Source organism: Bacteroides sp. D55t1_190419_B8 (assembly GCF_015558905.1).
Lineage (GTDB): Bacteria > Bacteroidota > Bacteroidia > Bacteroidales > Bacteroidaceae > Bacteroides > Bacteroides vicugnae.
In genome coordinates this window covers 1-13,217 of the sequence record NZ_JADMOU010000035.1, presented here as the reverse complement: position 1 = coordinate 13,217, position 13,217 = coordinate 1, and the positions used below count along the sequence as shown (strand labels likewise).

The 13,217-nt window shown below is 33.0% G+C and carries 12 protein-coding genes; all 12 read right to left on the bottom strand.

Features of this window, described 5'->3' with window-relative positions; all coding sequences use genetic code 11:
* Window positions 1-62: 62 nt before the first annotated feature.
* Window positions 63-1,019 (bottom strand): glycosyltransferase family 2 protein, encoded by a 957-nt coding sequence (locus I2I13_RS21185; protein ID WP_195650442.1) that lies wholly within the window; start codon window positions 1,017-1,019, stop codon window positions 63-65.
* Between the two features lies 1 nt (window position 1,020).
* Window positions 1,021-1,845, bottom strand: coding sequence for an alpha-1,2-fucosyltransferase (locus I2I13_RS21180; protein ID WP_195650441.1), 825 nt, complete (start codon window positions 1,843-1,845; stop codon window positions 1,021-1,023).
* Between the two features lie 4 nt (window positions 1,846-1,849).
* Window positions 1,850-2,449, bottom strand: a complete 600-nt coding sequence (locus I2I13_RS21175; RefSeq protein ID WP_195650440.1) for a DapH/DapD/GlmU-related protein — start codon at window positions 2,447-2,449, stop codon at window positions 1,850-1,852.
* Window positions 2,446-3,285: a glycosyltransferase family 2 protein gene (locus I2I13_RS21170; RefSeq protein ID WP_229128691.1), complete on the bottom strand. Its 840-nt coding sequence runs from the start codon at window positions 3,283-3,285 to the stop codon at window positions 2,446-2,448. The genes I2I13_RS21175 and I2I13_RS21170 overlap by 4 nt, the downstream gene beginning before the upstream one ends.
* A 25-nt stretch (window positions 3,286-3,310) precedes the next feature.
* Window positions 3,311-4,507: an O-antigen ligase gene (locus tag I2I13_RS21165; protein WP_195650439.1), complete on the bottom strand. Its 1,197-nt coding sequence runs from the start codon at window positions 4,505-4,507 to the stop codon at window positions 3,311-3,313.
* A 15-nt stretch (window positions 4,508-4,522) separates the two neighbouring features.
* On the bottom strand, window positions 4,523-5,377 hold the full coding sequence (locus tag I2I13_RS21160) for a hypothetical protein (protein ID WP_195650438.1): 855 nt from the start codon (window positions 5,375-5,377) through the stop codon (window positions 4,523-4,525).
* A gap of 12 nt (window positions 5,378-5,389) precedes the next feature.
* Window positions 5,390-6,685, bottom strand: coding sequence for a lipopolysaccharide biosynthesis protein (locus I2I13_RS21155; protein WP_195650437.1), 1,296 nt, complete (start codon window positions 6,683-6,685; stop codon window positions 5,390-5,392).
* Window positions 6,686-6,697: 12 nt separating this feature from the next.
* Complete coding sequence (locus I2I13_RS21150; RefSeq protein ID WP_195650436.1) at window positions 6,698-7,975, bottom strand: hypothetical protein; 1,278 nt, start codon at window positions 7,973-7,975, stop codon at window positions 6,698-6,700.
* Window positions 7,976-8,011: 36 nt separating this feature from the next.
* Complete coding sequence (locus I2I13_RS21145; RefSeq protein WP_117809582.1) at window positions 8,012-8,689, bottom strand: cytidylyltransferase domain-containing protein; 678 nt, start codon at window positions 8,687-8,689, stop codon at window positions 8,012-8,014.
* 176 nt (window positions 8,690-8,865) lie between these two features.
* Entirely contained in the window at window positions 8,866-10,272 is a 1,407-nt protein-coding gene (locus tag I2I13_RS21140) for an undecaprenyl-phosphate glucose phosphotransferase (protein WP_195650435.1), read from the bottom strand.
* Between the two features lie 20 nt (window positions 10,273-10,292).
* A complete protein-coding gene (locus I2I13_RS21135; protein WP_195650434.1) occupies window positions 10,293-11,426 on the bottom strand; it encodes a chain-length determining protein in 1,134 nt (377 codons plus the stop codon).
* 12 nt (window positions 11,427-11,438) lie between these two features.
* On the bottom strand, window positions 11,439-13,217 hold a 1,779-nt coding region (locus tag I2I13_RS21130; RefSeq protein ID WP_195650433.1), incomplete at its 5' end, for an SLBB domain-containing protein.

Sequence of the window (13,217 nt, the reverse complement as noted above, 5' to 3'; positions counted from 1 at the left end):
ATCCTATAAAAAGTATATACTTACGCAATCTCTCTAGAGCGAAAGCACATTATCTAAAATATTTATCTCCTATCTATCAAATGAAACACACCTTTCACGACACCTAATCCAAAATAGGAAAGCAAACTAGCCACACGTGCTTTTTTCCTTGCCCTGCTATTACATAAAACAGACCAACGTATTGCCTTTATTCTATTGTAAAGCATATTACGATGTTCATAGCCATCCGGCATTTTAAGTAAAAGATGAAAAAAGAAGCTCATCATTCTACATTGATATGCTTGCATTACTTTACCAAGAATATCTAAGTGACTTTCCATCAATTCACATACTTTTAATGCACTATCCATTTTCTGGGAGCCAAAAGGTGATCTTCCACTACTATCTTTCCGTAATAAATAATTGTATATCCTTTTATTACAAAACGCTACTTTATCAGACTGAAATATCAACAAATAAGTAGTAGCTAAATCTTCATAGATTATACCTTCTGGATAACGAATTCCAGTAGTAAACAAAGAACTATGATAAAGTTTTGCCCATGGTGCTGTATCATATTTCTTCTGATAAAACATTTCTTCTATAGCTTTTATATTTGTCTGACAATCTTCTTTGTAAACCTCATCAACAATATTAGGAGTGGACCCCTCAACAAAAGTGGTATATAATGCGACTGAAACTTTACACTTATATTTTTCTATCAATAAATAAAGAGTCATTATATAGTTATCAGTAACATAGTCGTCACTATCAATAAAAGAAATAAATTCACCTGTTGCTATATCTATTGCCACATTACGTGCATCACTCTGCCCTCCATTCTTTTTGTGTATAACCTTTATACGCTTATCTTGTTTTGCATATTCGTCACAGAGTCTTCCACAATCATCAGAACTACCATCATTAACAAGAATAATTTCAAGATTAGTATATGTTTGTGCCAAAATACTGTCTACACATTTAGCTAGGTATGCCTCTACATTATAAACAGGTACAATTATAGAAATTAAAGGTTTCATATTAGAAGCAATTAATTATTATCCAATTATCCATAATAATTTCAGGAGGGTTATTTACATTCGACCATTTAGGAGGACAGAAAACTTTTTGCACATTATTATTAAGTATGGCTGCCCAATAACTAAAAGTACTATTAGCCAATATCATAGACTTGCAATTAGACATTAAGTACATATCAATAAAACTATTATCACCTGTATTCCAATCAACAACAAGCATGTTTTCTAATCTATAATGCTTTTTCACATAATCAGGATCATTAGAAAAAAAAACAAATAATGGATTATCAGTCGTCTGATAAACTGCTTGTATTGCCCTTTTGTAATACTCATCTGTACAAATATTACCAAATATTTCAGCTTCTTTTTGCCACAAGTAGTCCCCTCTTCTAATATGAATAGATACAGAATTCTCTGATTTCAGTCGCTTAATTAGTTCTATATTCTTCGCTGATAACTCTAAAGATTTAAATAACAACGAAAAATTATTTCCAACAAATTTTCGATCCTGCATATATCCATCATGAAATAACGCATCTTCATGCCGACCACTATCATCATTAACAAACCATGGTAAAAAGCCTACCCTTCTAAAAATCTTATTAAGATAAAAGAGAATCCCTCCTAGCAAGTTCGTAAGAAAAGACGTAGGAGGCATTTCTACTTCAAATCGTCTACTTAACTCAAATCCATTATGACGTTTTAATGCTGCCTTTGGATAATAGGCAAAAAATCTTTCATTTTTATATTTATTTTTGAGATAAGAATAATATGCATACTCAAAAATCTGATTTCCTAATCCTCCCTGAAATACAATGACCTTCATTTCTTTAGTTTTGCAACTTTTTTATAAATTTAGCTGGATTTCCTCCCCAAACTTCATCAGATGGAATAGATTTTACAACCACAGATCCCGCAGCCACAATTGAACGAGCACCTATGGTTATTCCCTTAGAAATAATACAGTGCGCTCCAATAAAAACATCATCTTCTATAATAATAGGAGCATGATCAATATTTAGTTTTGACCAATCTTTATATTCTCGTTCCATCCTTCTCTCCAAGTAATTGATTGAATGATCATTACTATCATTCAACCTAGTATTAGCACCAATTATGACATTATTTCCTATTCTAATAGAATCGTGTACACTTATACAAATACTAGAAAATCCACAATTATCACCTATAATCAGTTCTGTATTTTTTCTTACCAATATATAAGAACGCTCCGATGGTGATAGAGCATTAATATTGTATCCTCCAGTAATAATCAACCCTTTACCAAATACCACTTTTGAATTTTTGTTGATACAAAAGCATACATCACCACAAAACCTTGCTTTCCTACCAACCTGTACCCCTATACATCTTAATTTCAGCAAATTACAATATGTTGTAAATGCATTAAAAACCTTTTGAGCTTTCATTTATTGATGTAGTTATCATACATTTTTAGTAAATATCCACATAATACATTCTTCAATGCATATTTCCAAAAGGCCGATGTATCAATCTTGACATTGACACTATTCTTTTCAATTGTATCACCAATACATTTATAAGGATACAACTTTTCAAATGTATCCATGTCAATAAGTCTCCATTTTGGAATCTTTTTTTTATTCACAGGTAAATGAACTAAATGAGCTGCATAGCATTCATTTAAAGGAATGGTTTTCCAACCATTTTCATTTAATCGCATTGCAATATCACCATCTCCACAATAAAAAAAATAATTTATCTCATCCAACCAATTTACATTCTCCAAAGCTGGCTTATAATAAAAGCCATGATTGATATTAATATATCCTTTGGGAAGCATTATCACTCGATAATAATCATGCCTGGGATATTCTCTAAAATAAAATGCACCACCGCCTATTTTTTCACCATTCCCAATTCTTCTCTTTAGTTCGTCATATCCCTTCTGAAGACAACCGGGTGCTAGTATCAGATCATCTGAAATCATTACAATATAATCCGAATGGGAATATTTAAAACCAATATTCATAAATTCCCCCCATGAATGCGCTTTACATTTTATTCCTTGGTCATTAGTTGTCGTATAATTAGGCTGAATTATAGTAAAAATATCTGTTTGTTTAGCTAACCAATCACATGTACCATCAGTTGAGCCACCGTCTATTACAATGATTTCTATTGAACCATTGAACTTATTTCCCCTTATACTTTCTATTGTAGCTTTTATTAGCTTTTTTCTATTTTTGGAGCCTAAAACAACAGAGATATCATATTGTCCCATTATTTCAATTACTAAAAGTTAGAAGTTAAGTATTTTCTTTTTTATAATCTAAAAATACTGCCCACACAATTGAATGTATAATCATACCGTTGAAGCAGTTAAAAAACAAAAACAAAAGGCAAGCAGCTATATTATTAAAATGTAAATCTTTGACCTTCAAAGTTCTAAACACAGTTATTACATAAAAGAACATTATTGGAAGCCCAAAACTAGCACATAGTGCAAGAACTCCATTAGATGATGTTCTATTGTTTAGTTCTAAAGATCTCATATCGTAATCCTCTGAATCTATACCGTATCCTACTAATGGACGTTCAGAAATCATTTGTATCATAGCTAAGTTGTCAAACAGACGCACATTCAGTGACCCATCTGCATTTTGATTTCCATAATCCTCCTCAAGCTTGTCCTGAATAACATCACTTGAAAATATATACATTACACCACTACTAGCGATTATAAATAGGAGTATAAAGGCAAATTTGCTCTTTTTGAGAATATCATTATGCAAAACAATAATTAGTACAATTATTATTAATCCCAAATATCCAGATGTAGATCGTGATAATATCATAGCCAATATAAGTACCAATATCTTTTTAAATATCTTTTTATCAAACAAATTGGATATCATATCAGGTATATACAAGAATAAAGTCATTGATAATACCACTTGGAAAGCACTAGGCTCCCACCACAAACTGCACATTCGATTACTATCATGGCCTAATTTTATAACATCAAATAACAGTAAAGAAAACGTTCCGCCATGCGCTCCCTCTACCAAACGAGGAGATATCAAACCTATATGATATAGCACATATAAAGTTAGACTAATAACACAAATAACACAGGTTAAATCTAACAACAAACTCTTAAATGAGCCGTAATCCATTGACAATGTCATAAAAAATGTCCCCCAAAGTATTAAACAATATACATAGGGTTGAGTGACAGCTTCTACATGATTAGTATTAATTACAAGAAAATTTATCCATATCCAAAATGTGTAAGTAACAACAAACAAAAAACTTTTATTTTTTATAACTGATCTCAAATGAGGTTTACGCTTTATAAATAAATACATCCCATAAAAGAATAATGAAAAGCATAATAATATAGAATGTTGATGATAAAAGCACAATGTGCCCGATGACAATAAGATCAGTAACACAGCTATCATATTCTCTACATAAGAACGCTTTAATATTATTACTTTCATATAATTAATACAAGATTAATAAGTTCTTCCTTTTATTTGAAAGGGGCGTCTCATATCCATATCCTCAAATATAATAATATACCAACGAGTCACTAAGATCAAAGGTCTTAATAAGAAGCGTTTTATCTTCTTTTTTAAAGATTGATCACTATAACGAGCCCTTTTTGCATGGATAGGTTTCTCTGATAATTTATCCCAATTATTATCCACAGCCATAAACTCATCTGTTTCTAATACAATAGGATTAAACTTTTTTGCTAATAAAGAAAAAACACTTTGATCATGGCGATTTTCTATAAACCCATCATAATTTGGTGCTTTAGATCTTTTATCAGTAACCAAATCATAATGGTAAAGACTAATATCATACCATTGTTTTGCCAAAGTCAATGTTATATTATTCTTTTTAAGAAAAACACACCCAGACCAATATTGATTAGATTCCATTACAGAATCTCCGCTTTTCACATTTAGAAATTCGAATAAATCCCTCTTTGTATATACTCTTTCCTTATACATCTCTTGAAATGCCAAAATCCCCGAAGTGTTATCATCCAACATCTTTATATATTCTAGAAATCTCGGTATTCCCTTACAATTAAAGACATTTCCCGCATCAGAATAAACCAGTATATCACCATCTTCCATTCTTTGAAGTTGATTATATATAATAAATCCTTTCCAACGCCAATATCCATAGCCACGCCGATGCTTGAACCAATGAATTTTCTTCCTTAATTCAGGTTGAAGATCTTTTTCTGTAAGAAGAACTCTCTCATCAAAAGGAAAACCTTCCGTTTCTTTTTCTAATCTAATTAAAGAATCAGAATAATCTGTATTAGCAAATGAAAGAAATACAATCTTTCTCATATATCAATTGATTTATAGACGTGAAAACCACGGCATGGGATAAACTTTGTTACTATACCACCAAACTCCCAACATAATAGTTAAAGAACCGATAACTAAGCTATATTTTATACCGTCAGCTCCTATAGTTTTCACTAGTAAAAAAGTCAATAATAGTTGAAAAGCACTGCCCAAAAACGTTACTAAACCTAATCCAAATGTTTTTTTTACAGTATATGGATACTGAATAACTAACCCGTAAAATGAATATATTGTAGATGATAATATTATCCATGGTATATATTGGAAAGAAGCTGTATATTGTTCACTCAAGACATAATGAACTATAATCCAACATATAATAATAACAACAAGACACAACACACAAAAAGCACCACCCAATCTATATGACAATTTTACTAGAAACTTTTTTTCTTCATATTCATTTTCCGGGGTCATCCTAGATAATCTTTTTTGTAGTTCTGGGACATAGACATTACTAAAAGATGTATTAAATAAAGCATAAACCGCACCAAAACTTAAAGCCATTGAATAAAGTCCATTTACAGATAATCCACAATATGTTGTAAGGATAACTTTATCCATACCACTCTTTATCCAAAAAGATAAAGAATGTGGCAAAAGAGGTATTCCAAATCTCACTAAAGTCTTTTGAATATTAAGGTCTACTTTAAATATTAAATATCCTCTTTTATATAATAGTGAAAGATGAATAAAAAACATAATAGATATTGCTACTACATAGCTCAAAATCTTCCCAAATGCTTGTTGATCATACCCTATCACTAAAACTGCAAGTAAACTGACATACAAAATAACCTGGCCTACTTGCAATTTTGCAAAATTAATAGGGTTATCCTCCATCTTATATAAAATGAAGTTCACATTGTTTGCAAGCATACAAAGGCTACTCAACACTGTAAGTAATTGCAATGATAGTCCTATATGTAAATACCCCTCTATTATATTAGTACAGAAAACTATAATTATTGCAAGAATTATACTAACTAATAAAACTAGAAAAAGCAAATTACTAACCAATATAGCTACCTCTTCTTTTGTCCTTTCATAATAAAAATATGGTAATGAACTTACAACAACCTGACCTGCTAATAATATAACGATATTTTGAAGAACGTCGAAATTTGCAGCAATACCTAATTCTGAAGGGATAATAAAATAGGAAACAATAGGTAATACTATAAAAGAAATAGATTTTGTAATACCATCAGTTATAGTATATATGGCTGTTCTCTTAAATAGAGGATGATGCAGATAACCTTTAATTCTATCTTTGATGATATACATATTATTATAAGATTAAACATCAAATGCTGAAAAAAAATTTTGATAAGAAGATCTCACTTCACGAATTGAACATAAATCGTCAAACAAGCCATCAATTTCAAAATTTCCTCTATTATAAACATCGACAATTTGTTTTGACTCACTAAAAGTTAGTCCAATTTTAATATCTCGATATTTATCCTTTATACTTTGATTTGAATATCTTATAACCTCATGACCTAAGAAGATTAATTCTGTAAATACTGTAGAACTTCCTACTATTGAGAAATTAACCATATTTGCATAATCAATCATATCAATACCCTTTTTAACATTGCCCAAATAAAAATTTTGATCCACTATATCCTTAAAAAAATCATCTTTATAGCTAGGATGTAATTTAAGATAATACCTAAATCCCTTTGCTCTAGACAAACTATTAGCAGCATTTATTAAAGTTATATTTTCATCTATATAATCAGGATGTCCAATAACGACACCAAATTTATTATTATTTGGCTTTGTACACTTATTCCAGTATTCTTTACTCGCATATCCTATAATACCTAATATGGGTAATCTTGATTCTTCAATTCCTGATATTACAGCTTCTCTCTTTGTATAATTATTCCAACATAACAAGAAATCACTTTTAAATGTACGTAATTCAATTCCACAATTAATTACTGTATCTTCACGATATGCAATAAATTGTCCATGTTGCAAAGAGGCCGTTTTTATTTTTTCAAGCCGAAAAAGCTCTTCCCAAAAACTATCCTCTGTCAGTGAATCATAATATGATACAAATAAACTATAGTTATGAATATCTATATTTTTACCAATATAATCTAACACTTGATACAGGAATGCCAATCTATTAAGTATAATCAGTTTCTGTATAAACGGTATATCTCGTTTTCTAAACGAGAAAAGCCAAAATGGTATGTATGACAGAATATTAGTAGTATATAAAATATTAAATTTTCTACGAGGTTTGCCTCCTAAAATCACGGTTCTATTCTGTATTAAATCACTAATAGTATGTAGCCTATCTATGTTAGTTTTTCTATCACAACAATTATTCAAAAGCAAAACTCCCTTTTTTCCTTTTTCTTCAATATTATAGCAAGGAGTTTTTGGAAAAAACAAAGAGTAAAAGAAGTCTAATAGACTAATTACTTTAGCTTTTTTATCAAACTCCTTACATTGAAAATATAAGGATAATCTGCCAAAAATAAAATCCCATCTTACATTAGGAAATCCCCTAAAAGCGATCCCATTTAAACTCAAAAATAATTTTGTAGTATTCATTTTTATTTAGTCAGAATATCCACTGATGTTAACCAATCAACCTAACAAATTCTTTGCTTCAATAATTGTTTTAATATAAATCTGTTCTGCAACAAAAAAATCCAAAGGAGTATCTATATCAATAGCCTCTATATCAGTAGTTCTTATAAATTGGGGAGTTTTCCCTATTATATTTCGATATCTTATCAAATCACTCTTATTTATTAAAGTAAAACCAAAATTCAAAGCTTCAATATCTGGCAAATTTTGACTATTAGGTGCATTTAAAGGATTATAATTTATAGCTTTCCCATCTAACCACATAAATTCTTTAATCACTGAAACGGTTGATAAACAATCAAACTCATTTTCTTCTTTAAACATACTTATAGCAGCCTCCATTGTCTCTATCTTTATAAAAGGAGAAGTCACTGGACAATATGCAAATATATCGGTATCAGTAACTTGCCCCAAATGTTCAAAAAATTCACTTCCTGTACATTTTGAAGAAGCATAATAGTCTTCTCTACGATGAAATGAAACTCCCATTTCTTGTGCTATCTCAATTGCATGTTCCGAATCAGTATTAACTATAATTTCATCAATCCCCCTAACCCTTTTAAGATTTTCTATTTTTATTGCCAAAAGATTAGATCCAGCAAAAGGACGCAAATTTTTGTCTACGACTCTTTGGGAGCCCTTTCTAATAGGAACAACTGCTGTAATTTTTTTCATAACTTTAAATTAGCTGATTATCGTCCAATTAATACCTCTCTCAAAACTCTTTTCTTTAAAGACAGATACCGAAACAGACTTTGTTTATTATATTCTACACTTCATTCAAAATTCAGAATATGCGATAAATGGACATTAAATCTCACATATTTAATAACATAAAGACATTCCTCATCTCAATATGCATTTTTCTCTCCAACAAACACATTTACTATAGTTTTATAAATAATATATAAATCGAGCAATATTGTCCAATGTTCCATATACCAAATATCAGCTTTGACGCGTCCTTCCATTTGTGACAGTTCTTTAGTTTCACCACGAAATCCATGTGTTTGTGCCCACCCGGTTACTCCTGGCTTAATAAAATGGCGCACCATATATTTATCAATCAATTGTGCATAAATCTCTGTATGAATCAGCATATGAGGACGAGGTCCTACTATCGACATATCACCTTTAAAGACATTGATCAACTGTGGAAGTTCATCAATATTAGAACGCCGAATAAAATCTCCAAATCGAGTTTTTCGAGGATCATTAACTGTTGCTTGTTTACTATCTGCTTCTTTATTCACTTTCATGGAACGAAATTTATAACACTTGAATTCCCCTCCATTCAAACCTGTTCGCATTTGTGTAAAAAATATAGGACCAGGAGAAGTTAACTTTATGATACTTCCTACAATAAGGTAAACAAATGGAAAAATAGTAATCAAAAAAATCCCTGATAATACAATATCGAATGCCCGTTTTAAAAAACGATTCTCCACTTTACTAAGTGGTTCATATCTCAAGTTTAAAATCGGCATATTTCCTACCATACTGTGCCAAATACGCCGGGGAAACCCCTTACCAACGTTAGGTACACCATGAAAATAAAGCAAATGGTTCTCACAATAATTTGTAATAGGAACATTATAACGCCCCTGATCCATTGACAATGAACAGAAAACATGCTTTATTGATGTTTCTTCAGACATAAAATCTGCAAAACCATCAGGATTGCCTAGATAACGGCATTGAGATGAAAAAACATCGTTTGGAACAATATCGAAATAACCGACAACTTCATAAATAGACGCCAAAGAACTTCCCATCTCCTCATACAGCATCTGCATATTATCACCTCCACCAATAAAAACAGCATAACTTTTATGCTTCCATTTAGCACAATAACCAATCAATGAACGACGAATAATGATACGATAAATACTCAAAACACAAAAGAGGATAAAAAAATATATTACAAAAAAAAGAGGGGAAATGATAGAAATTCCACTAAAAGTCATGATACATGCCCAGAAAACTGAAAATGCTATAATATTTTTCAAGACACGCAACACAAGCTGATCTGCACGAATTTCTCTACTATTCCAAGCCTTTCCACGAGATGCTGAACATGCCAGATAACAGAGACTTAACGAAGTCATCATTAAAGAAGCAGTACAAGAAAAAGGCGAATACATAAATGCTTTTTCCCAAAACACAAGGAGTTGAAACAAACATAAGTTCAGAATTATCAAATCTCCCAAAACTGCAATAAGTTCTACTATTTTATTTATTTGATTGGTTGAAACCATTATTACGTTAACAATTGATTTTAGACCTGTATTTCTTTGAACTTATTTAAAAGATTTTCCCCGAAAAAATTTCCCAATATGACAATGCAAACAGATAGGAAAATAAATATCAAAACATATATTTTCCTACTGGTCCCCGAAGGGTCCAATGGTATTACCGCTGGCTCTACAATAGCGAATACAGGCTTTTCTTCCTGAACCTTAGCTCTAGCAACCTGAAGTTGATTTGCCACTTGACTATAAACCTGATAAGCCAAATTCATGTCATTTTGTAATCGTTCCTGTTCAGCACGAACACTCTGCAATATGATATTATCATGAGAATCTATATAATTAGCATATTTTCTTTGAGCAGTGTAATACTCTTCCTGACGTTCTTTAAATAGCTTTTCCAAATAGAGACAATCTTCTTTCGCTTTGGAAGTCCGGTAATCTATGATGTATTCCTGCAATTTCTTCACTACAGAATCGGCAACCACGGCAGCAACTCTAGGATTTTGTAAAGTTACAGCAACGGAAGTCATAGATGTTTTTTTATCAACAGCAGCAGTAATCATTTCCTTCAGAGTTTCAATTTTCTTTGACTCTTTCTTAGAGAGTTTAATTATACCCTGATTCACTCCAATAGATGCTATTGATTCATCATCATCCACCAATAATGACTTTACTCCACCAATCAGCATCTCCGGAAATCCGATCACATAGTTCCACCAAGGAGAAGATTCTTCGTCCAAATATGTATTCAATGTCATACTTTCATCTCTCGATACAGAAATTTCCATTGTGGAAAGTTCCAGTAAAAAAGGAGTGGAAGAAACGATATCGGCAGATAAAGAAGCATTCAGAGCATCAGTCCCATCACCCATAGTAACCTCATTTCCCAAGAAAGAAGCTGCTAAACCGGATAAACCACTGCCTTTATTGTTCCCCATTTCCGGAGAAAGAGTAACTTCAACTGTATACTGTTTAGGAATACTTATTGCTATAATAATGCCAATTACTAAACCGATGCCAGCCGCTTTATAGATTGTTTTACGAATAGCTATAATCTTACGAAGAATCTCCATCACATCAATTCTGATCTCTTCATCCATATGATTATCCTGTTTTTGTTTTATTTCCTTTTCAGATTCTCCTTCTATCAGAGTAGGCATAAGAAGTATTTGTTATTTCTTGATTAAATTAGCAATAGAAGCAACCATCATTCCTAAAGTACTGAAGGTAGTAGCATAACCTAAGATATTTCCAATATTAGTTTTCTTCTTAGCTTTACTAGGCACAATTATTTCACAACCTGGTTCGATCTGTTTCTTGCCACGACCTTTCACCTTAGTCACCTGACCATTCATGTATACGATGAATTTCTTACTCTTTTTCGCATTTTCAGAATAACCACCGGCTTGATTCAGGTAATAATCTATATTCTCACCCTCTATATATGAAACTGTATTCGGAACCATTACAGCACCATTAATTGTAACCGTATTATTGTTTTTCGGAATAGAAATTACATCACCTTCACGCAAGACAATATCTGCTGTACTTCCAGGTTTGGCTAGAGCTTTTTCCAAGTCAATACCAACACTAAAGGTATCTTCCACACGAACACCCAAAGAGTCCATCATAGCCTCGCCCAACTGTCGACTCATCAAACGGATTACATCACTCATGCGTTTCTTTTCACTAGCATTAGCCACACGAGTCAATTTGGCACCACGTAAGTAGGCATAATTCGTTGCACCTCCCGCTTTATTGATTAAGTCAGAAAGACGTTCTTCACGACTGGTCATTGCATAAGAGCCTCCGAACAGAATTTCACCTTCAACAACTACATTCTGTTGAGCCTGATAACCCGGACTACGACGTACATAAACTTCATCATAAGGTTGAAGGACAAAGCCGGGAGTGCCATCCACTATAAAACCTTCTTTCAGGGAGAATGTATATATCTGGCCGATAGTATCGTTGTCTACTGTACTACGAGGATTCTTAATTCTACGGGATACATCTACACGGACTACAGAAGCGGCTTCACGTAATCCACCTGCTTGAATAATCAAGTCTTCAAGGGTCATGTTATCAGCATAAGGATAAGAATCCGGTTTGGCTACTTCACCGTGGATTACGACGTTGCCCCTGTCTTCCAGGTCATGAATACTCGGAATATAAAGGATGTCATTTTTCATCAGTATGATGTTTTGGGAAGTACCGTCCATGATAGCTTTAATGTCTACTGGAACAACTTCGGTAGTCAAGTCCTCACGCTGACGGTAGAGAACGGCACGGTTCAAGAAGGCATCACCGGTCAGGCCTTGGGCTTCGTTTACCAATTCACGAACAGTATTCAGTTTTCCATTCAGCTGGTAGATACCGGGACGATAAACGGCTCCACGGATTTCAAGTTTATTGATGAAGCGGTTAAGGATGGCTTCGGCGGTCACAACATCACCGTTTCGCATTTTATAGACACTATAGTCAAGGTCTTTGACCGTATTTACTTCATATTCCTGTCCGTTCTGACGTACGACACGTAAGGAACGGGTGTAGGCGTCGGCCTCAAAGCCACCGGCATAGCTGATAAGAGTGGATAGGCTTTCATCCTTTTTCATTTCGAAACGCATTGGCCGTTTCACTTTTCCGTCGATCTTAACCAATACGTCATAGGCGGGGACAATCACTACATCGCCTTCCTGAAGGCGGATGTCATCCTGAATGTTTCCTTTCATGATAAATTGGTAGACGTCGATCGTGGCAATATTTTTGCCGTTACGTACCAGCTGGACATTGCGAAGGCTTCCTATGTCACTGACTCCACCCGCGCGGTAAAGCGCATGGAAGACTGTGGCAAAAGAAGAGAGGGAGTAAGTGCCCGGTTGGACAACCTCACCCATTACATTGATCTGGATAGTACGTATGCTGCCCAAAGTCAGACGGATGTCAGAGGT